Origin of the sequence: Promicromonospora sp. NPDC050880, assembly GCF_044456525.1 — a bacterium.
Lineage (GTDB): Bacteria > Actinomycetota > Actinomycetes > Actinomycetales > Cellulomonadaceae > Promicromonospora.
The window spans coordinates 1-20,368 of record NZ_JBITFV010000021.1 but is presented as its reverse complement, the minus strand read 5'-3'; the positions used below and the strand labels follow the sequence as shown (position 1 = coordinate 20,368).

Annotated in this window: 18 protein-coding genes; 11 read left to right on the top strand and 7 right to left on the bottom strand. The window is 72.8% G+C overall.

The genetic code is table 11. The features are described 5' to 3' along the window. Positions 1-26: 26 nt before the first annotated feature. The 6 genes from ACIBBF_RS23085 to ACIBBF_RS23060 all read right to left on the bottom strand — a co-directional run bounded on the left by ACIBBF_RS23085 (position 27) and on the right by ACIBBF_RS23060 (position 4,223). Positions 27-428, bottom strand: a complete 402-nt coding sequence (locus ACIBBF_RS23085) for an Rv3654c family TadE-like protein (protein WP_397418084.1) — start codon at positions 426-428, stop codon at positions 27-29. Next, positions 425-769, bottom strand: a complete 345-nt coding sequence (locus tag ACIBBF_RS23080) for a TadE family type IV pilus minor pilin (RefSeq protein ID WP_397418082.1) — start codon at positions 767-769, stop codon at positions 425-427. Before ACIBBF_RS23080 ends, ACIBBF_RS23085 begins: the two co-directional genes overlap by 4 nt. Before the next feature lie 3 nt (positions 770-772). Next, positions 773-997, bottom strand: coding sequence for a DUF4244 domain-containing protein (locus ACIBBF_RS23075; protein WP_397418079.1), 225 nt, complete (start codon positions 995-997; stop codon positions 773-775). 150 nt (positions 998-1,147) lie between these two features. Then, positions 1,148-2,296 (bottom strand): type II secretion system F family protein, encoded by a 1,149-nt coding sequence (locus tag ACIBBF_RS23070; RefSeq protein ID WP_397418077.1) that lies wholly within the window; start codon positions 2,294-2,296, stop codon positions 1,148-1,150. Next, complete coding sequence (locus tag ACIBBF_RS23065) at positions 2,290-3,450, bottom strand: TadA family conjugal transfer-associated ATPase (RefSeq protein ID WP_397418075.1); 1,161 nt, start codon at positions 3,448-3,450, stop codon at positions 2,290-2,292. Before ACIBBF_RS23065 ends, ACIBBF_RS23070 begins: the two co-directional genes overlap by 7 nt. Beyond that, positions 3,447-4,223 carry a pilus assembly protein FlpE gene (locus ACIBBF_RS23060; protein ID WP_397418073.1) on the bottom strand — a complete coding sequence of 259 codons (777 nt, stop codon included), beginning with the start codon at positions 4,221-4,223 and terminating at the stop codon, positions 3,447-3,449. Before ACIBBF_RS23060 ends, ACIBBF_RS23065 begins: the two co-directional genes overlap by 4 nt. Positions 4,224-4,510: 287 nt before the next feature. On the opposite strand from ACIBBF_RS23060, the gene ACIBBF_RS23055 reads away from it, so the two are divergent. Next, positions 4,511-5,347, top strand: a complete 837-nt coding sequence (locus ACIBBF_RS23055; RefSeq protein WP_397418070.1) for an HAD family hydrolase — start codon at positions 4,511-4,513, stop codon at positions 5,345-5,347. Positions 5,348-5,801: 454 nt separating this feature from the next. Here ACIBBF_RS23055 and ACIBBF_RS23050 read toward each other — a convergent pair whose 3' ends face one another. Further along, positions 5,802-6,893: an NADH:flavin oxidoreductase/NADH oxidase gene (locus tag ACIBBF_RS23050; protein WP_397418067.1), complete on the bottom strand. Its 1,092-nt coding sequence runs from the start codon at positions 6,891-6,893 to the stop codon at positions 5,802-5,804. A 180-nt stretch (positions 6,894-7,073) separates the two neighbouring features. On the opposite strand from ACIBBF_RS23050, the gene acs reads away from it, so the two are divergent. The 10 genes from acs (at position 7,074) to ACIBBF_RS23000 (ending at position 20,214) form a co-directional block, all read left to right on the top strand. Continuing rightward, positions 7,074-9,104 (top strand): acetate--CoA ligase, encoded by a 2,031-nt coding sequence (gene acs / locus ACIBBF_RS23045; protein ID WP_397418064.1) that lies wholly within the window; start codon positions 7,074-7,076, stop codon positions 9,102-9,104. Between the two features lie 95 nt (positions 9,105-9,199). Then, positions 9,200-10,150 (top strand): mycothiol synthase, encoded by a 951-nt coding sequence (mshD, locus tag ACIBBF_RS23040; protein ID WP_397418061.1) that lies wholly within the window; start codon positions 9,200-9,202, stop codon positions 10,148-10,150. Between the two features lie 114 nt (positions 10,151-10,264). Then, the gene (locus ACIBBF_RS23035; protein WP_397418058.1) at positions 10,265-12,745 is read left to right on the top strand and encodes an RNA degradosome polyphosphate kinase; all 2,481 of its coding nucleotides are present in this window, start codon (positions 10,265-10,267) and stop codon (positions 12,743-12,745) included. A 65-nt stretch (positions 12,746-12,810) separates the two neighbouring features. After that, entirely contained in the window at positions 12,811-13,764 is a 954-nt protein-coding gene (locus tag ACIBBF_RS23030; protein ID WP_397418185.1) for an NUDIX domain-containing protein, read from the top strand. Between the two features lie 93 nt (positions 13,765-13,857). Then, a complete protein-coding gene (locus ACIBBF_RS23025) occupies positions 13,858-14,457 on the top strand; it encodes a hypothetical protein (protein WP_397418056.1) in 600 nt (199 codons plus the stop codon). A 317-nt stretch (positions 14,458-14,774) separates the two neighbouring features. Then, positions 14,775-15,392: a DUF47 domain-containing protein gene (locus ACIBBF_RS23020; protein WP_397418053.1), complete on the top strand. Its 618-nt coding sequence runs from the start codon at positions 14,775-14,777 to the stop codon at positions 15,390-15,392. Between the two features lies 1 nt (position 15,393). Next, positions 15,394-16,398: an anion permease gene (locus ACIBBF_RS23015; RefSeq protein ID WP_397418050.1), complete on the top strand. Its 1,005-nt coding sequence runs from the start codon at positions 15,394-15,396 to the stop codon at positions 16,396-16,398. A gap of 81 nt (positions 16,399-16,479) precedes the next feature. Then, a complete protein-coding gene (locus tag ACIBBF_RS23010) occupies positions 16,480-17,922 on the top strand; it encodes a sugar porter family MFS transporter (RefSeq protein WP_397418047.1) in 1,443 nt (480 codons plus the stop codon). A 175-nt stretch (positions 17,923-18,097) separates the two neighbouring features. After that, positions 18,098-18,601 (top strand): MarR family winged helix-turn-helix transcriptional regulator, encoded by a 504-nt coding sequence (locus ACIBBF_RS23005; RefSeq protein WP_397418044.1) that lies wholly within the window; start codon positions 18,098-18,100, stop codon positions 18,599-18,601. Beyond that, the gene (locus tag ACIBBF_RS23000) at positions 18,598-20,214 is read left to right on the top strand and encodes a DHA2 family efflux MFS transporter permease subunit (protein ID WP_397418041.1); all 1,617 of its coding nucleotides are present in this window, start codon (positions 18,598-18,600) and stop codon (positions 20,212-20,214) included. The genes ACIBBF_RS23005 and ACIBBF_RS23000 overlap by 4 nt, the downstream gene beginning before the upstream one ends. Positions 20,215-20,368: the final 154 nt, after the last annotated feature.

Sequence of the window (20,368 nt, the reverse complement as noted above, 5' to 3'; positions counted from 1 at the left end):
ATACTACGAACCGTACCGAGCCCGTGTCATCCCCTTTCCGGTGCGGACGGGTCGGCGCCGTCCACCCGCGGACCCGCACGCGCCGTCGCCCGGGCCTGTCCCAACCGGCCGAGATCCCCGCCCGGCCCGGCCACTGCACGCGTGGTGGCCACGCGCACCACACCCCCGCCGAGCACGTCGCACGACGCGATCTCCGCGCCGTTGCGCCGCACCGCGACGCCCGCGGTACCGCACGGATCGAAACCGTCACGGAGCGCGGTCGCACCGGCGAGAGCGCCGAGGTCCGCGGCAGCCTGCGCGGCTCCGCGGGCATTCTGGGCGGCGCCGAGCGCCCCGATCCCGAGGGCGAGCACCAGGATCACGGCGACGACGCCGAGGACCAGGACCGTGCCGGCGCCTCGTTCCCGCTCGCCCCGGCCGGACCTCACGGTTCCACCCACGCCGTCGCCGACCCCGTGGCCCGGAGCGGCCCGGTGAACCAGCCGCCCGCCACCGGCCGGGTCACCGTCACCCGCACCCAGGCGCCCTCGTGGGCGAACGCCATCTCCGCCTCCGTACCTCCGACCCGCGCAACTGCCGCGCGCACCGCCGGCTCCTGCTCCCCGATCGCCACCGCTCGCGCCCCCGCGCGGGCCGCGTCCAGGGCGCGCATCTGCGCCGTGGACGCGGCCGCGAGGGTGAGCACGGCGACGAGGACCAGCACCACGACGGGCAGCCCGACGGCCAGCTCCGCCGTGACCGTGCCTCGCTCCGACTCACGCTGCGCCATCGGTCAGCCCAGCGAGAGCGCCGACTGGATCAGGGACGTGAGCATCCCCTTGACGTCACCGCCCTTGACCACCGCGAGGAGGATGCCGGCGAAGGTCGCGGCGGCCACCGTCGCGATCGCGTACTCGGCGGTGGCCAGCCCCCTCTCCGAGTCCTGCTCGCCGGCCTCCGCCCGCTCCGCCGGTTCGGGACACGCCACCGCCACCGCTTTCGTCGTCGTCATCGTCATGTCTCCTCCTTGTCCGCCCGTGTCCGGGCATCCGCACCCCGTGCGCCGACGGCGCAGGGGTTTCTCGTCGGTCCGTCGCCACGGACCCCGTCCGCCGTGCGGCGGACGGCACCGGCGCGCGGTCAGCACGCCGAAGTCGTCACCGCCCGGTCAGCCCGTGAGCAGATCGATACCCAGCGCCATCAGCACCGGGACCAGCCCCACCAGCACGAACGAAGGCAGGTAGCAGGCGCCCAGCGGGAGCACGAGCCGCACCCCGAGCCGGGCGGCGGCGTTCCGCGCGGTGGTCCGCCGCTCGTGACGCACCTCCTCACCTGCGGCGCGCAGCGCGTCGCCGGGCGCGGCACCGTCGAGCCAGGCTCCGCGCAGAGCCCGGACCAGCGGGGCCAGTGCCACGGGCGCGGCTGCCCACGCCCGGTCCCAGCCGGCGCCGAGCACCAGCGCACGCGCGGCACGGCCGAGCACGGCCCCGTCCGGACCGCCCACCGCGACGCCCGTCGCCTCCAGAGCTCGCGGCACGCCGGCTCCGGATCGGAGGGCGGCTGCCACCAGCGCCAGCACCACCTGCAGGTCCACGCCGGGCCGGTCCGCCCCGCGGGCCACCGCCACCAGCCGGTCCGTCCAGAGCCGGCCCGCGCCGAGCAGCACCAGGCCCACGGCCACGGCCGCCGTCCCGATACCGCCGTCCGTGGCCGTCGCGACCGGGTCAGCGCCGAGCGCCCAGCCCAGCAGCCCGCCCACGACCGGCAGCCACATCAGCAACCGACCCGTCGTCCGCGGACCGGCCAGCGCGGCATCCCGCTCCGCCGTCGCCTCGGCCTCCGCCACGAGCGTCCCGGCCACCTGTTCCAGGACCTGACCGAGCGGGGCGCCGACGTCCAGCGCGAGCCGCGTCGCCGCGACCACCGCCTCGGCGTGCCGCGCGCCGAGCACCCGGGCGAGCCCGGTGGCGTCGGGCACCCCGGCGAGGTCCACACCCACCCCGGACGCGCGCGACCATGCCGCCCCGGGCGGGGTTCCGGCCCGGAGCAGCGCGACGACCTGCATCACGACGACCCGGAGATCGCCCCCTGGGCTCGTGTCCGTCCGCGACCGGTGCCCACGCCGGCGCCGGGTGGCGCCGCCTCCCGTGCCCGGCGAGCCGCCGTGGGAACCGGCGCGAGGAGCGGTAGCCGGGACCGGACCTGCTTCCCCGGGGTCCAGCACGTCCCGCAGGCGTCGCCCGCCGCGCGCCAGGACGAGCCAGAGCCCCGCGGCGGCGGCCAGCCCCACGAACAGCGGCTCCACGAGCGTCACCACGGCCCGTACCTCCGCACGAGCTCGTGCCAGGCGTGCGGATCCGTGGTGACCCGGCCGTCCCCGGCCCGCCACGCGGCCGTCCGCACCTCCAGCTCACCACCGGCCGAGCGCCCCACCAGTCCGATCTCCGCCAGGTGGCGCACCCCGCGCGACCTCCTCAGGTGCAGCACCACGTCGAGCGCCCCGGCAGCCTGGGCAGCCACCGCCTCACGGGTCATCCCGGCCAGGCCCGCGAGCGCCTCCAGCCGGGCGGGCACCACCGCCACCGAGTTGGCGTGCAGGGTCGCGAAGCCGCCGTCGTGCCCGGTGTTCATCGCCATGAGCACCTCACGGACCTCGGCGCCGCGGCACTCGCCGAGCACTATCCGGTCGGGTCGCATGCGCAGCGCGTTCCGGACGAGGTCGGCGAGGTCCACCGCTCCCGCGCCCTCGACGTTGGCGCGGCGGGCCGCGAGGTGCACGACGTGCGGGTGGTCGGGCCGCAGCTCACGCGCCTCCTCGACGGTCACCACGCGCTCGGTGCCTGGCACGAGCGAGAGCAGGGCCGCGAGCAGTGTCGTCTTGCCTGTTCCGGTCCCTCCGCTGACCAGCACGTTCGCCCGGCGCCGCACGAGCGAGCGCAGCAGACCCGGCCAGTCGGCGGGCAGCGCACCGCCGGCGACGAGCTCGTCGAGCGTGAGCACTCGCGTGCGGAGCACCCGGAGCGAGATCACGGCGCCGGACTCGGCGAGCGGTTCGAGGACGGCGTGCAGCCGCGTCCCGTCGGGCAGGCGGGCGTCCACGGTGGGGCAGGCGTCGTCGAGCCGCTGTCCGCCCAGGGCTGCGAGCCGCACCGCGAGCGCCCGCACCGCGGCCGCGGATCCCAGGTCCAGCGGGACCCGGCCGAGGCCGGCCCCGCGGTCGACCCACACGTCGCGCGGCCCGTTGACGAGCACGTCGGTCACGTCGGGTGCGTCGAGCAGGGCCTGCAGCGGCCCGGCCCCGGTGAGCTCGGCCCGGGCCGCGCGTTCGAGGTCGCGCAGCGCGTCGGAGCCGAGCACGCGGCCGGAGTCCCGGACGGCGTCACGGACCGCGGTCCCGGCGCCGGTGTGCCCTGTGGCCAGGCGTGCGCGGACGTCGTCGAGCAGCGAGACCGAGGCGGCCGGCGGCCTCACAGCGCGTCCGCGAGGTTCGTGGCGAACCGGCCGAGCGGAGCCCGGTGGGACGTCGCCGGGCCGTCGCCCCGTTCGACCGCGCCGGCGAGCCCGCCGTCGCGGGGCATGCACCCGGCGACCGGCAGGCCCAGCCCGGCCGCGACGTCCACCTCGTGCACCGCGCCCGGCGCGGCACCGTGCACCACGACCCGGACGTCCGCCACGCCGGCTCCGCGCAGGGCGTCACGGACCCGCTGGGCGCCGACCACCGCACGCAGTGTCAGGGGCACGACGAGCAGGGCGGTGGCACAGGCACCCAGGAGAGCTCGCAGGGCCGGCTCGTCGGCGCCGGGCACCGCACCCGGCCCGCGACGGGTCGCGCTCCCCCAGGCACCGGGACGCGGCAGGTCGAGCACCAGGGACTCACCGGCCCGCACGAGCCCGCGGCAGACGCCGAGCACCACGTCGTCGTCCGGCGGTGGTCCGTACGGCCTGCCGCTCAGCACCGGTACGGCACCCCAGCGCGGCAGTGCCGCCACCACGCCCGTCCCGTCGACGTCGCCGCGGGCCTCGGCCAGGTCCGGCCAGCGGGCACCGCGGGCGCCGTCCGACCCCAGCAGCAGGTCCGTCCCCGGGCCGTGGGTGTCGAGATCGACGAGCGTGGCGCGCTCGCCGCCCCGGCGCAGGCCGTGGGCCACGCACGCGGCCACCACGGACGTACCGGCGCCGCCGCACGCCCCGATCACGCCGATCATCCGTCCGGATTCCGGCACCCCGCCGCCTGACCTGTCCATCGCCGCCTCCTTCGCCCGGTCGCCGCCGGGCCCTCACCGGGCACCGCCCCGAGCCTCGGCCCGGTGTGCTCGCCGGGCTCCGGTACGAGACTGACGGACGGGCGGTCGGCCCATCGGCCGCCGCCGGCGGGTTGTGCACAGACTGCGGAAAAGGCCGCCTGTGGGAGAGGTCCTCGGCCTGAGGCGCCGTCACGAGGGTCTGCCGCCGTGCGGCACGAGTTCCAACCGGTTCGCGGACACTCCGCCGTGAGGCACCCCCGACCGGATCACGCCGCTAGGCTCGGCGGGTGACCGAGCAGGTTCCCCAGACCGCATCCCGGCCGGCGGCGCGCACGGCGCGCACCGCCGCGTTCTTCGACCTCGACAAGACGATCATCGCGACCAGCTCGTCGGCGGCCTTCTCCAAGCCGTTCCTCGCCGGCGGGCTCCTGTCGCGCGCCGACGTGCTGCGCAGCGCCTACGCCCACTTCGTCTTCATGATCGGGAACGCGGACGCCGACCAGACCGAGCGCATGCGCGCGCACCTGTCGTCGCTCGTGACGGGCTGGGACGTGGAGAAGGTCCGGCAGATCGTGACCGAGACGGTGCACGAGCTCATCGACCCGTACGTCTACGCGGAGGCCGTCGAGCTCATCGCCGAGCACCACGCCGCCGGCCGGGACGTCGTGGTGGTCTCGGCCTCGGCCGCCGTGCTGGTGGAGCCGATCGCCGCGGTGCTCGGTGCCGATCACGTGCTGTCCACGCAGATGACCGTCGAGGACGGCCGGTTCACGGGCGAGATCGACTTCTACAACTACGGCGACAACAAGGCCGTGGGAGTGCGCCGGCTCGCCGTGCGTGAGGGCTACGACCTCGCGGGCTGCTTCGCCTACTCCGACTCCATCACGGACGCCCCGATGCTCGCCGCGGTGGGGCACGGCTACGTGGTCAACCCGGACCGGGTGCTGAGGCGGCGGGCCTTGCAGTCGGGCTGGGGTGTGCTGGCGTTCACCCGGCCGGTGGCGCTGCGTCCCCGCATCGAGCCCGCTCCGCTGATCGCGGTGGTCGCCGTGGCGGCCGTGGGCCTCACCGCGTGGCTGGTCTGGCGCGCGAGCCGGCGCCGGGCCCGCCGCCGGCTCGCGTGACCGGACCGGACGGCAGGGCCCCCAGGTCCGGAGCGCGACAGGACCAGGTCAAGCAAAGGTAAGGCCGAAGATTTTCGCAGCCAATTGGCGACATGACAGGAATTGGCAATTGTGAAGATCACTCCGCCCAGGTTGCATTTGTGCGCACAAGGCAGTGTGATTGTGTTCACAGCAAGTATTCAGGGCGGAAGGGACCGCGAGAGCGCAGTCACCCCGTCCGGCTGGTGAGAGCGGTATCCGGCTTGAGGATGCTCCCGGACTCCGTACTCGTGGACCGAGATCTCGCCACCGCAGTGGCCGGGCCCTCGCACTTCCGGATCGCGAACGGAAATTGCGAGGAGCCCGGCCGCACGGCGAATCGTTTCGCGGAATGCGGGTCAGCCGGAAAAGAATCACCGCCCCGACGATTTCTCCCGACGCTCAGCCCCTTGCGGCCATCCGGGGATTCACGACCTCATCGCCACTGAGCACGCGAGTACTGCGGCTGGGTGCCCACGCCGGAGCCCACGGGGACCGTGCCGATCTTCTCCCCCAGCGCGTGCGCCGCCCGCAGCGGCCAGTACGGATCACGCAACGCCTCCCGTCCGAGCATCACGGCATCCGCCGAGCCCTCCACGAGGATCTGCTCGGCCTGAGCCGGCTCGCTGATCAGCCCCACGGCGCTCACCGGCAGCCCGGACACCTCGCGCACCCGACGCGCGTAGGGCACCTGGTACCCCGGCCCGACGGAGATCGACGCCGGCGCGACACCACCGGTCGACACGTCGACCAGGTCGGCACCGAGCCGACCGAGCCGACCGGCGACGGCGGCGACGTCGTCCACCGTGAGGCCGTCGTCCCGCCAGTCGGTCGCGGACACCCGGACCAGCACCGGCAGCTCGTCCGGCCAGGCCGCCCGCACCGCCGTCACCGTCTCCTCGACCAGTCGCGAGCGCCCGTCGGCCGACCCGCCGTACTCGTCCGTCCGGGTGTTCGCGAGGGGCGACAGGAACTGGTGCAGCAGGTAGCCGTGCGCGGCGTGCACCTCGACGGCGTCGAACCCGGCCTCCAGGGCCCGGCGCGCCGCGGCGGCGAACAGCTCGGGCACGTCCGCGACCTGCGTGGGCGTCATCTCCGCGGGGACGGCGTAGCCCGGGTAGGGCGAGGCCGACGGCCCGACGGTGGGCCAGCCGCCGTCGGGCACGGGGACGCTGCCCTGCACCGGCGACCAGGGACGGAAGGTCGACGCCTTGCGTCCCGCGTGGGCGAGCTGGATGCCGATGCGGGCGCCGCGCGCGTGCACGAAGTCGACGATGCGCCGCCACGCGGCGGTCTGCTCGTCGTTCCAGATACCGGTGTCCTGCGGCGAGATCCGCCCCTCGGGTACGACGGCGGTGGCCTCGGTCAGGACGAGCCCGAAGCCGCCGGCGGCCCGGGAGCCGAGGTGCACGAGGTGCCAGTCGTTCGGGAGGCCGTCCTCGGCCGAGTACTCGCACATCGGCGCCAGCCAGGCGCGGTTGGGCACGGACAGTCCGCGGAGGGCGACGGGTTCGAACAAGAGGCTCACGCCGGGCCCAACGCACGCGGTCGCCACGTGATTCCGCGGCGCACGCCGCACGTCTCAGGACGTGACACCGGGTTGTGAGGGGTGTCACCGTCCGGGACTACACTCACCGACCAGAGAGAACGTCAAGGCAGCCCCAAGCACCTGCCCGAACGAACGCGAAGACGCGCACCGGAGGTCACCGTGACAGACACCAACCCGACGTCGGGCTCGGCAGCCAGCCCCAGCCTCGAGAACCTGCTGCACGAGACCCGGAGCTTCCCGCCGAGCGAGGAGTTCGCGGCCCAGGCCAACGCGAAGGCCGATCTGTACGAGAAGGCCGCGGCCGACCGCCTGGGCTTCTGGGCCGAGCAGGCGAATGAGCTCGTGACGTGGACCACGCCGTTCACCGAGACGCTGGACTGGAGCGGCGCGCCGGTGGCGCGCTGGTTCGCCGACGGCATGCTGAACGCCGCCTACAACGCGGTGGACCGGCACGTGGCGGCCGGCCACGGCGACCGGGTCGCCATCCACTTCGAGGGCGAGCCGGGCGACACCCGCACCGTCACCTACGCCGACCTGCAGCGGGAGGTGTCGCGCGCCGCGAACGCCCTGACCGAGCTGGGCGTGGCGACGGGTGACCGCGTGGTGATCTACCTGCCGATGCTCGTCGAGTCCGTGGTCGCGATGCTGGCCTGTGCCCGCATCGGCGCGCCCCACTCCGTGGTCTTCGGCGGCTTCTCGGCCGACGCCCTGCGCAGCCGGATCGCCGACGCCGAGGCCACGCTCGTGATCACCGCCGACGGCGGGTTCCGCCGCGGTGCGCCGTCGGCCCTGAAGCCCGCCGTCGACGAGGCGCTGGCGCCCAAGGAGGGCGAGGCGGCCACCACGGTCCGCAAGGTGCTCGTCGTGCGCCGCACCGAGCAGGACGTGGACTGGGTCGAGGGCCGCGACGTCTGGTGGCACGAGGCGCTGGAGGCCGCGTCCGACCAGCACGAGCCCGTGCCGGTCGAGGCGGAGCACCCGCTGTTCATCCTGTACACCAGCGGCACCACCGGGAAGCCGAAGGGCATCCTGCACACCACCGGCGGCTACCTCACGCAGGCCGCGTACACGCACAAGAACGTGTTCGACCTCAAGCCGGAGACGGACGTCTACTGGTGCACCGCAGACGTCGGCTGGGTCACCGGCCACTCCTACGTGGTCTACGGCCCGCTCGTGAACGGCGCCACGCAGGTGCTGTACGAGGGCACGCCCGACACCCCGCACCGGGGCCGCTGGTGGGAGCTCATCGAGAAGTACAAGGTCTCGATCCTGTACACGGCCCCGACCGCGATCCGCACGTGCATGAAGTGGGGCGACGACATCCCCGGCGGGTTCGACCTGTCCTCCCTGCGCGTGCTCGGCTCGGTGGGCGAGCCCATCAACCCGGAGGCGTGGATGTGGTACCGCCGCGTCATCGGCGGCGACCGTACCCCGATCGTGGACACGTGGTGGCAGACCGAGACGGGCGCGATCATGATCAGCCCGCTCCCCGGCGTCACCGCGGCCAAGCCGGGTTCGGCGCAGGTGGCGCTGCCGGGCATCGCGGCCACCGTCGTCGACGACGAGGCCAAGCCGGTGCCCGACGGCGGGGGCGGCTACCTCGTGCTGTCCGAGCCGTGGCCGTCGATGCTCCGCGGCATCTGGGGCGACCTGGACCGCTACAAGGAGACGTACTGGTCGCGGTTCGAGGGCCTCTACTTCGCGGGTGACGGCGCCAAGAAGGACGAGGACGGCGACATCTGGCTGCTGGGCCGCGTGGACGACGTGATGAACGTGTCCGGGCACCGTCTGTCCACCACGGAGATCGAGTCGGCCCTGGTGTCGCACGAGATCGTGGCGGAGGCCGCCGTCGTGGGCGCCGCCGACGACACCACCGGCCAGGCCGTCGTCGCGTTCGTGATCCTGCGCGGCGACCACGCCGGCCGGGCCTCCACACCGGAGGGCGCCGCCGAGGTGCAGAAGGAGCTGCGCGACCACGTGGGCAAGGAGATCGGCCCGATCGCCAAGCCGAAGAAGATCCTCGTGGTGCCGGAGCTGCCCAAGACCCGGTCCGGCAAGATCATGCGCCGCCTGCTGCGCGACGTCGCCGAGGACCGCGCCGTCGGCGACGCGACCACGCTGGCGGACTCCTCCGTGATGGACCTCATCACGGCGGGCTTGGCGGCGCCGTCGGCCTCCACGGAGGACTGACCGCACCTGCCTGTGAACGGCGGCGAGGTGGGACGGCGGTGACGCCGTCCCACCTCGCCGGCGTTCCACCCCGGCTCATGCAGGAGGATGAGGGCATGCGTATCGCCGCACCCATCGACATCGGCCCGCTCGACGCGGAGGCCCAGCAGGCCGTCCGGGACCTGGCCGCCGCCGCGGAGGCGCACGACGGCGTCGCCCCGCTGTCCGAGCAGCCCCTGCTCAACCTCGGTACCGACGCGGAGTGGATCACCCACGTCGTGGCGCACACCACGGCCGGCAGCACCATCGGCTACGTGCAGATCGACCGGTCGGGCCAGACCGCGAGCGCCGAGCTCGTGGTGCACCCGGAGCACCGGCGGAACGGCCGCGGCCGGGTGCTCCTGCGGACGGCGGAACGCGACGCCACGCTCCCGTCCCGGTCCGGTGAGCCCGGTCAGCACGGCAAACAGCTCCGGGTCTGGGCGCACGGCGACCTCGAACCGGCCCGTGCGTTCGCCCGGGCACTCGGCCTGCGCCCGGTGCGCGAGCTCCTCTTCCTCGCCCGCCCCCTCGATCCCGCGGAGCCGGCCTCGTCCGGCCTCCCCGAGGCACCCGCCGGCTACGAGCTGCGCACGTTCCGCCCGGGGCTGGACGACGAGCCCTGGCTCCGCGTCAACGCCCGCGCCTTCGCGACCCATCCGGAGCAGGGCCGGATGGCCCTCGACGATCTCCGTGCCCGCCAGGCGGAGCCGTGGTTCGACCCGGAGGGGTTCTTCCTGCTGGTCCCCCAGGACGTCCCGGCCGCCGATCCGGCCGCCTTCCTGTGGACCAAGCAGGAGCCGGACGGCGCGCGGGACGGCGAGATCTACGTGCTGGGCGTGGACCCGGACCACCAGGGCGAAGGGCTCGGCCGGCTGATGACCTCCGTCGGGCTGGCTCACCTCGCCCGCACCGGCTCGACGCGTGCCGTGCTCTACGTGGAGGGCGACAACGCACCGGCCCTCGCCACGTACGAGCGGGCGGGCTTCACCCGGGCCGCCGTACACGTGCAGTATGCCCGCGCGTGACGAGATCTCTGGACGAGGGACACCCACTGTGTACCGAACGGTGACACCATGTGCCCTATGAAGGACAGCACGGGGAACGCCACCACCAGAACCCGGGACAAGAACGGTCGGTTCATGAAGCAGAGCCCGCCCACGACACCCGCCGAACCCGTGAACGGCACGCCCGCGGACCATGCGCCGGGCAACGTCACGTCTGCCAAGGGCTCCGCCGCGCCGGACGTGACCTCGGACGGGAAGTCCGCCGGTGGCGTCGCCGCCGCGATCCCGGCCCGGTCGCAGCGCTCCTCCGCCCCGGTTCCGGGCCGCACCCCGGCCGACGGCGCCTCGGTGGAGGACATCCTCGACCCGCGCTCGGTCGAGCCGAGCCTGGCCGCGCACATCGCGGAGCACATCGCGGAGAGCCCGGAGGGCACCTCCCTGCTGGAGCCGCAGCTCGGCGAGCCCCTGCCGGTCGACCGGTTCGCCGACCGGGAGCTGAGCTGGCTGGCGTTCAACCAGCGGGTGCTGGAGCTCGCGGAGGACCCGCGCATCCCCCTGCTGGAGCGCGTCCGGTTCCTGGCGATCTTCGCGTCGAACCTGGACGAGTTCTTCATGGTGCGGGTGGCGGGCCTGAAGCGCCGCATCGCGACCGGGATCGCGGTCACCAGCGCGTCGGGCCTCAGCCCGCGCCGCGTCCTGTCGCGCATCTCCGAGGAGGCGCACGCGCTCATGGAGCGGCACGCCAGGGTGTTCGAGGACGAGGTGCAGCCGGCGCTGGCGGGCGAGGGCATCACCCTCGTGCACTGGGGAGAGCTGGACACCAAGGAGCAGGAGCGCCTCCACAAGTTCTTCCGCAAGCAGATCTTCCCGGTGCTCACCCCGCTGGCGGTGGACCCGGCCCACCCGTTCCCCTACATCTCCGGCCTCAGCCTGAACCTCGCCGTGGTGGTGGCGAACCCGGCCACGGGCAAGGAGCACTTCGCCCGCGTCAAGGTGCCGCCGCTGCTGCCCCGCTTCATCGCGGTGGACGCGTCGGGCAAGCCCCGCCGCCCCGGCACCAAGAAGGCCGACCCGCAGCGCGGCCCCCTCTCGTTCGTGCCGCTCGAGGAGGTGATCTCCCAGCACCTCGACTACCTGTTCCCCGGGATGGAGGTCCGCGAGAACCACACGTTCCGGGTGACCCGCAACGAGGACGTGGACGTGGAGGAGGACGACGCCGAGAACCTCCTCCAGGCCATGGAGAAGGAGCTGCTGCGGCGCCGGTTCGGCCCGCCGGTGCGCCTGGAGATCGCGAAGGACATCAGCCCGCGCATCCGCGACCTCATCGTCCGCGAGCTGGGCGTCAAGGAGGAGGAGGTCTACGAGCTGCCCGCCCTGCTCGACCTCACGGGCCTCAACCTCATCGCGGACCTCGACCTGACGTCCCTGCACTACCCGCCGTTCGTCCCGTCGACGCACCGCCATCTCGCCGAGGTCGAGAGCGCCAAGCCGACGGACGTGTTCGCGGCGATCCGCCGCCGCGACATCCTGCTGCACCACCCGTACGACAGCTTCTCCACCAGCGTGCAGACGTTCCTGGAGCAGGCCGCCGCGGACCCGGACGTGCTGGCGATCAAGCAGACCCTGTACCGGACGTCGGGCGACTCCCCGATCGTGGACGCGCTGATCGACGCCGCCGAGGCCGGCAAGCAGGTGCTGGCCCTCGTGGAGATCAAGGCCCGGTTCGACGAGGAGGCCAACATCTCCTGGGCGCGCAAGCTCGAGGAGGCGGGCGTCCACGTGGTCTACGGCATCGTGGGCCTCAAGACCCACTGCAAGCTGTCGCTCGTGGTGCGCCAGGAGCCCGACGGGTCGCTGCTGCGCTACTGCCACGTCGGCACGGGCAACTACCACCCCAAGACGGCGCGCCTGTACACGGACCACGGCCTGCTGACCTGCGACCCGGACGTGGGCCAGGACCTGACCCGGCTGTTCAACCAGCTCTCCGGGTACGCCCCCAAGTCGACCTTCCACCGGCTGCTGGTGGCCCCCCGCGCCGTACGGTCGGGCCTGGTGGAGCGCATCGAGCGCGAGGCCGCCGCCGCCCGGGCCGGGCACGAGGCGTGGGTCAAGATGAAGATCAACTCGGTGGTCGACGAGACGGTGGTCGACGCCCTGTACCGCGCCTCCCAGGCCGGGGTGCAGGTGGACCTCGTGGTGCGCGGCATCTGCGCCGTGAAGGTGGGCGTGCCCGGGCTCAGCGAGAACATCCGGGTGCGGTCGATCCTGGGCCGGTTCCTGGAGCACTCGCGCATCTTCGCGTTCGCGAACTCCGCGGGCCCGGCCCTCGGCGAGGGTGCGGCGTCCGGCCCCGAGGTGTTCATCGGCTCGGCGGACCTCATGCACCGCAACCTCGACCGCCGCGTCGAGACGCTCATCCGGATCACGGACCCGGGGCACATCGGCGAGCTGCTCGGCCTCCTGGACGAGTCCATGGCCGACACCACGGCGTCGTGGCACCTGCGGCCGGACGGGCAGTGGGAGCGCCCGTCGACCGGCCCGGACGGCAACGCCCTGCGCGACCTGCAGGCGGTCCTGATCCAGCGGCAGCGCCGCCGGCTCGAGCCCGTCCGGTGACCGGGCTCCGGTCCAGCGTGGGCACCGAACCGACGACGACGGCCAGGTCGCACACGCCCGTCGTGATGACGGCGGGCGGGCTGGTGTGGCGACGGCGCGGCGGCGAGCTCCAGGTGCAGCTCGTGCACCGCCCCCGCTACGACGACTGGTCGTGGCCCAAGGGCAAGCTGGAGACCGGCGAGTCGTTCCAGGGCGCCGCCCTCCGGGAGGTCGGCGAGGAGACCGGCCGGGAGATCGTGCTCGGCCGCCCGCTGCCCGGGCTCCAGTACCTCACGCCGGACGGGCGCGTGAAGCGCGTGCACTACTGGGCGTCCCGCCGCGCCCGGAAGGGGCACGACGGCGCCGCCCTCACCGCGCGCGCCCCGGTCGCCCCGGTCGACCGCACCGAGGTGGACCGCAGCGAGTGGCTGAGCGTGGCCGATGCGGCGCAGCGCCTCACCCGGGCGTCGGACCGCGGCCCGCTGGACGCCCTGACGAAGGCCGACGCCGAGGGGGTGCTGAGCACCCGTGCCCTCGTCATCGCGCGGCACGGGCGCGCCGTGCCGCGCACGTCGTGGCACGGCTCGGAACGGGACCGGCCGCTCACCCCGGTCGGGCACGCCCAGGCCGCGGCGCTGGTCCCGGTGCTCGCCGCCTACGGCGTCGAGCAGGTGATCAGCTCCCGCTGGGAGCGGTGCGCCACGACCATCGACCCGTACGTGCGGGCATCCGGGCTGCGGCCGAGCTACAGCGAGTACCTCACCGAGGCGCAGCACGAGCGGTCGCCGTCCCGCGTCGCGGCGACGGTGCGCGACCTGCTGGCGGAGACCACGGAGTCGTCCGTGATCTGCACCCACCGTCCCGTGCTGCCGACGGTGCTCGACGTGCTCGGCCAGCACGCGTCCCGCACCGTCGCCGACGACCTGCCGTCGGCCGACCCGTTCCTCGAACCGGGCGAGGTGCTCGTGGCGCACGTCGCCGACACGCCGGACGGGGCCCGGGTGGTGGCCACCGAGAAGGTGAGCCCCCCGGTGTGGTGACGGTGGTGTGACGGTGGTGGTGGACACACGTTCCATTTCGGCGCACTATCGGACACCATGAGCAGCGACCAACGACCGCCGAGAAGGCCGGCCATGCTGGACCCGCGGGACGCCGAGGCGCTCCCCGGGGAGGTGGATCCCGCGCTGCGTGACGAGGTCGCGCACGCCACCGCGCGCGCCCTCGTGGACCGTGCCCGGACCACCGAGGACCCGCAGGTCGTCGAGCGGCTCATCCACCTGGTCGAGAACGAGGGCCTGGACACGGTCGCGGGCCTCTGGGCCGACGCCGCGCCCGTCTCCCTGCCCGGGTCGCTCTGGCGCCTGTACGTGCTGCGCGAGTGGGTGCGCCGCGACCTGCAGACCGTCATGCTCAGGTATCGGCTCGGTGTGGAGGCCGCCCCGGTCCAGGAGGCGGTCGCGGGCGTCCCGAGCCCGCCGGAACCACGCGACCTGCAGATCCTCGCCGACGCCGTCCTGTCCGGCGTGTTCACCGGCGACCTCGCCGTCGCGCTCGAACGCGCCGGTGCGTTCTGCCGCATCCTGTCCACCGGCGCGGCCTTCGACGCCGACTCCCGCGAGGTCGCCGACCCCACCGGCGCCACCCGGATGACCCGGAGCGCGAGCTCCCTGCTGCGCACCGCGGAGGAGCTGGAGCACGCCGGTGACCTGTGGCGGACGGGGTCCCTCGAGTAGGACCCCCTCGCGGGTGGTGTGACGTCCGACCCCCTTGGCAGATCCGCGCACGGGACTAGGATGGTGCAGGCGACGCCGGGCTGCGGTAGCCCCGGGCTCCACCTCAAGCCGCTACGAGCGGCCCCGCGCCGAGAGGCGCTCCCGGTTCGGCGTCGCTCTCCTTTCCCTCCGGACCAGCGGTCCTCGACCGCGGCCGGATGCCGCCCGCAGCCTGTGCCATGTGTCACGAGTGACCAAAGCGCGACCTTGCAAATTGGCGATAGTCGGCAACAGCCATACGCTGAGCCTGTTCCAGAGCCCTCAGAACGGGAGCCCTCGTGCGCCTTACTCCGCGCGACACCACGTACTTCGACCTTCTTGCCGCCTCGGCCCAGCACCTGGTCCGGGGGGCCTCGCTCCTGGCAGAGCTGCTGGGGGCGGACAAGGCGGGCCGGGAGAAGCTCGCCGACGAGATGCACGACGTCGAGCACCTTGCCGACGACGCCACCCACTCGATCATGCGGCGCCTCAACCAGACCTTCGTGACGCCGTTCGACCGGGAGGACATCTCCGGCCTGGCGTCCGCGCTGGACGACTGCATGGACGAGATGGACGAGGCCGCCGACCTCATCGTCCTGTACAAGGTCGACGCCCTGCCCGACCGCGTCTCCGAGCAGGTCCAGGTGCTCCAGCGGTGCGCCGAGCTGACGGCGGAGGCCATGCCCCGCCTGCGCTCGATGGACAAGCTCGCCGACTACTGGGTCGAGGTCAACCGCCTCGAGAACCAGGCGGACAAGCTGCACCGCAAGCTCATCGCGCAGCTCTTCGACGACCTCGCGAGCGACCCCGTCCAGCTCATGAAGCTGAAGGAGATCGTCGAGGTCCTGGAGAACGCCGCCGACAGCTTCGAGAAGGTCGCGAACATGGTCGAGACCATCGCCCTCAAGGAGACCTGAGTTGGAGGTCGCCCTCGTCGTCCTCGTGGTCGCGCTCGCCCTGAGCTTCGACTTCACGAACGGCTTCCACGACGCCGCCAACGCGATCGCGACGTCGGTGTCGACCCGGGCGCTGACGCCCCGTGTCGCGCTGCTGATGGCCGCGGTCATGAACTTCACGGGCGCCCTGCTGGGCACCGAGGTCGCGGAGACCATCGCCACGTCGATCGTCAACCTCGCGGGGGCCGGCACGCACGCCGAGCTCGCCGTCGTGCTGTGCGCACTGCTCGGCGCCATCGTGTGGAACCTGATCACGTGGTGGTTCGGGCTGCCCTCGTCGTCCACGCACGCCCTGATCGGCGGGCTCGTCGGCGCCGGGCTCGCGGGCGGCATGAGCGTCTACTGGTCCGCGATCGTGGACAAGGTGGTGCTGCCGATGATCATCTCGCCGGTGGTGGGCTTCGGCCTCGCCTTCGCCGTGATGGTCGGCGTGCTGTGGATCTTCCGCAACGCGGCACCGGCCAAGGCGCACCGCCGGTTCCGGATCGCGCAGACGGCGTCCGCCGCCGCGATGGCGCTGGGCCACGGCCTGCAGGACGCGCAGAAGACGATGGGCGTCATCTACCTCGCGCTGCTGACGGTGGGCTGGGCGAACGCCGACGAGGGCATCCCCCTCTGGGTCAAGCTGTCCGCGGCCGCGGCGATCTCCGCCGGCACCTACTCCGGCGGCTGGCGCATCATGCGCACGCTGGGCCGCAAGATCATCGAGCTCGACCCGGCGCGCGGGTTCGTCGCGGAGTCCGTGTCGGCCCTGGTGCTGTACGTCAACGCGTTCGCGCTGCACGCCCCGGTGTCGACCACGCACACGATCACCTCCGCGATCATGGGCGTGGGCGCGACCCGCCGGCTGTCCGCGGTGCGCTGGGGCGTGGCGAAGAACATCGCCGTCGCCTGGGTGCTCACCATCCCGGCCGCTGCCCTGGTGGCCGCGCTCGCGACCTGGGCGTTGTGGCCGCTGCTCACCTGACCGGTGTCGCGCACGTCACCGCGATGATCGCCACACCGCTCCGCGCGCGACCACGACCAGGTGCGACTTAGCATCGAACGCATGAGCACCACCCCATCGGCCCCGGACGCCGGCGCCAGATCAGCCCACCGCAAGGCCACGGCCCTCGCCTTCGCCGCAGCGGTGGGCGGTTTCTTGTTCGGCTTCGACAGCTCCGTCATCAACGGCGCGGTGAACGCCATCGAGGGGCAGTTCGACCTCGATCCCTCGATCACCGGGTTCGTCGTCGCCATCGCCCTGCTCGGCTGCGCGCTGGGCGCCTGGGCGGGCGGCCGGCTGGCCGACCGCTGGGGCCGCACCCACGTCATGGTGCTCGGTGCCGTCCTGTTCTTCGTGTCGTCGATCCTGTCCGCCATCGCGTTCTCCGCGTGGGACCTGGCGGTCTGGCGCTTCATGGCGGGCGTGGGCATCGGTATCGCGTCCGTCATCGCCCCCGCGTACATCGCGGAGATCGCGCCCGCCTCGATGCGTGGCCGGCTGGGCTCGCTCCAGCAGCTCGCGATCACCGTCGGCATCTTCGCGGCGCTGCTCTCGGACCAGATCCTGGCGGAGTCGGCCGACGGCGCCGCCAACGTGCTCTGGCTCGGGTGGGAGGCGTGGCGCTGGATGTTCCTGGTGGCCGTGGTCCCCGCCGCCGTCTACGGCATCCTGGCGCTGCGCATCCCGGAGTCGCCCCGGTACCTCGCGGCCAGGGGCCGCGACGACGAGGCGCGCGCTGTCCTGGCGAGCGTGCTGGGCCCGGACGAGGACGCCGACGACCGCCTCGCGCAGATCCACCACAGCATCGCCGTCGACGAGGCCAACGCCGCCCAGTCGTCCCTGCGCGGCGGCACGCTCGGCCTCAAGCCGATCGTGTGGGTCGGCATCCTGCTGTCGGTGTTCCAGCAGTTCGTGGGCATCAACGTGATCTTCTACTACTCGACCACGCTGTGGCAGGCCGTCGGCTTCGACGAGAGCCAGGCGTTCCTGGTCTCGACCATCACGTCGGTCACGAACGTGGCCGTCACGTTCATCGCCATCGCGCTCATCGACAAGGTGGGCCGCCGCCCGCTGCTCCTCATCGGCTCGGCCGGCATGACCGTGTCGCTCGGCCTCATGGCGATCGCCTTCACGCAGGCCACCGGGTCCGGGAGCGACATCTCGCTCAGCGGGCCGTGGGGTGTGATCGCCCTGATCTGCGCCAACGCGTTCGTCGTCTTCTTCGGTGCCTCGTGGGGCCCGCTCGTGTGGGTGCTGCTGGGCGAGATGTTCCCGAACCGCATCCGCGCGGCCGCGCTCGGCGTGGCCGCGGCCATGCAGTGGATCGCGAACTTCGCCATCACGATGACGTTCCCGCCGCTGCTGTCGGCCTTCGGCGCGGCGGTGCCGTACCTCATGTACGCGGTCTTCGCGGCGCTGAGCTTCTTCTTCGTGCTCACCAAGGTGCCCGAGACCACGGGCATGGAGCTGGAGGACATGGGCGAGCAGAGCCGCTCCACCACCTGACCGCGCACGCCCCCGTCACACCCGGCGCCGTCCCCTGCCCAGGGGGCGGCGCCGTCGTCGTACCCGGCCGGTGTCGCGCACGTCACACGCCCGTCGTCGAATCGGTTCCAGGAAAACCCTTGCATCTGGCAACCATCGAGATATCGTTGCCTTAAGCAATCAAATGCGAGGCACGATGACTTCCCTGTCCAGCCGGACGCCGTCCGGCACCGAAGCTCCCGCCGTCGCCCTGGTCACCGCACTCCAGAGTCTGGCGCGCGCCCAACGGGAGGCGGCGGCACGCATCGCCCACGAGCTCGACTGGCCCAGGGCGGGCATCGCCGTGCTGCACCTGCTCTCCAAGTGCGGCCCGGTCTCCCTGACCGACGTCGCGGCGCACCTGCGCGTCGACATCTCCGTCGCGAGCCGCCAGGTGAGCACCCTGGCCGACGGCGGCTTCGTCGTCCGCACGGTCGACGCCGACGACCGCCGCGTCCGCACCATCGAGCTGACCGACGCCGGGCGCGAGCTCGCCGCCGAGGCCCGTGAGCAGTACGCGATCCTCATCGACCGGGCGTTCGCCGCCTGGTCGCCCGAAGACCTCGACGAGGCGACCCGCACGCTGAACCGCCTCGTCGACACCATCAGTGCGGACACCGCACACCGGCGCTCGCCCCAGAACCAGCAGGAGTATGCATGACAAGCCCCAGCACAGAGACCCTCGCGGACCAGCCCGAACACCTCCAGGGCGAGCCGCCCGCCATGACGCACAACGAGGTCCTCCGCGCGCTGTCGGGGATCCTCCTCGGCATGTTCGTCTCGGTGCTGGCGATGTCCGTCGTGTCCTCGTCCCTGCCGAAGATCATCACCGACCTGGGCGGCGGGCAGTCCGCGTTCACCTGGGTGGTCACGGCCACCCTGCTGACCTCGACGATCTCCACCCCGATCTGGGGCAAGCTCGCCGACCTCACGAACCGCAAGACGCTGATCCAGATCGCCCTGATCATCTCGGTGCTGTCCGCGGCCGCCGCCGGCTTCGCGCAGGACGCCGGCCAGCTCATCACCTTCCGCGCCTTCCAGGGCATCGGCGCCGGCGGCCTCCAGTCGCTGTCCGCCGTGCTGATCGCGGACATCATCAGCCCTCGCCAGCGCGGCCGCTACATGGGCCTCATGGGCTCCATCATGGGTGTCGGCATGGTCGGCGGGCCGATCCTCGGCGGCTTCCTCACCGACGCGATCAGCTGGCGCTGGAACTTCTTCGTCGGCCTGCCGTTCGCCGTCGCCTCGATCATCGTGCTGCAGATGACGCTCAAGCTGCCCAAGCGGCCGAAGGGCTCGGCCCGGATCGACGTCATCGGCGCCACGCTCATCTCGGTGGGCATCGCGACGCTGCTGCTCTGGATCACCTTCGCGGGCACGGAGTTCGACTGGCTCTCGTGGCAGACGGCCGCGATGGTCGGCGGTTCGCTGGTGGTCCTCGCGATCGCGGTGCTCGTCGAGCTGCGGGTCACCAACCCGCTGATCCCGATGTACCTGTTCAAGAACCGCACGCTGGTGCTCGCCGTGATCGGCTCGGTGGCCGTGGGCGTCGCCATGTTCGGCTCCTCGGTGTTCCTGAGCCAGTACATGCAGCTCTCCCGCGGCAAGACCCCCACGGAGTCCGGCCTCTACACCATCCCGATGGTGGTCGGCCTGTTCCTGTCGTCGACGGTCAGCGGGCAGCTCATCTCGAAGACCGGCCGGTACAAGCCGTACATGGTCGCCGGTGGCGTGCTCCTGACGGGCGGCCTGCTGCTCCTGTCGACGCTGGACTACCACACCTCGTTCGTGCTGGTCTCGATCTACCTGTTCGTGCTGGGCGCGGGTGTGGGCATGCTGATGCAGAACATGGTGCTGGCCACGCAGAACACCCTGCACATCAAGGACTCCGGCTCCGGCACGTCCACCGTGACGTTCTTCCGGTCGCTGGGCGGAGCGATCGGCGTCTCGGCGCTCGGCGCGGTCCTGGGGCACCGCGTGAAGACGGGCCTGGAGGACGGCATCACGGAGATCGCGCCGCAGCTCGCGAAGCAGGGCATCGACCCGTCCGCGTTCCAGTCCGGCGGCGACACGCTGCCCGACCTCTCGACGCTCCCGCCGCTGCTGGTCGAGGTGGTCGAGAAGGCCTACGCGAACGGCATCGCGGACATCTTCCTGACCGCCGTCCCGCTCGCCGTGGTGGCGCTGGTCTGCGTGGCCCTGATCAAGGAGGTGCCGCTGGGGCACCGGTCGGGCATCGACCAGCTCAAGGACCTCGAGACCGCCGAGGTCTGACGGGTTCGCGGCGACGGCCGCGGGCGACCTTCCGGGTCGCCCGCGGCCGTCGGCCTTTCCGGTGGGCCCCCCGGGGATCGAACCCGGAACCCGCGGATTAAAAGTCCGTTCCGCCTCGTCCAGCCTGGTCCAGCCACGTCCAACCTGGTCCAGC

What these genes read in the sequence shown, in the direction of transcription:
- ACIBBF_RS23080 (WP_397418082.1), bottom strand. Translation starts at nt 769, where the DNA reads ATGGCGCAGCGTGAGTCGGAGCGAGGCACGGTCACGGCGGAGCTGGCC.
- ACIBBF_RS23075 (WP_397418079.1), bottom strand. Translation starts at nt 997, where the DNA reads ATGACGATGACGACGACGAAAGCGGTGGCGGTGGCGTGTCCCGAACCG.
- ACIBBF_RS23060 (WP_397418073.1), bottom strand. Translation starts at nt 4,223, where the DNA reads ATGGACAGGTCAGGCGGCGGGGTGCCGGAATCCGGACGGATGATCGGC.
- mshD (WP_397418061.1), top strand. Translation starts at nt 9,200, where the DNA reads ATGCGTATCGCCGCACCCATCGACATCGGCCCGCTCGACGCGGAGGCC.
- ACIBBF_RS23035 (WP_397418058.1), top strand. Translation starts at nt 10,265, where the DNA reads ATGAAGCAGAGCCCGCCCACGACACCCGCCGAACCCGTGAACGGCACG.
- ACIBBF_RS23030 (WP_397418185.1), top strand. Translation starts at nt 12,811, where the DNA reads ATGACGGCGGGCGGGCTGGTGTGGCGACGGCGCGGCGGCGAGCTCCAG.
- ACIBBF_RS23025 (WP_397418056.1), top strand. Translation starts at nt 13,858, where the DNA reads ATGCTGGACCCGCGGGACGCCGAGGCGCTCCCCGGGGAGGTGGATCCC.
- ACIBBF_RS23010 (WP_397418047.1), top strand. Translation starts at nt 16,480, where the DNA reads ATGAGCACCACCCCATCGGCCCCGGACGCCGGCGCCAGATCAGCCCAC.
- ACIBBF_RS23005 (WP_397418044.1), top strand. Translation starts at nt 18,098, where the DNA reads ATGACTTCCCTGTCCAGCCGGACGCCGTCCGGCACCGAAGCTCCCGCC.
- ACIBBF_RS23000 (WP_397418041.1), top strand. Translation starts at nt 18,598, where the DNA reads ATGACAAGCCCCAGCACAGAGACCCTCGCGGACCAGCCCGAACACCTC.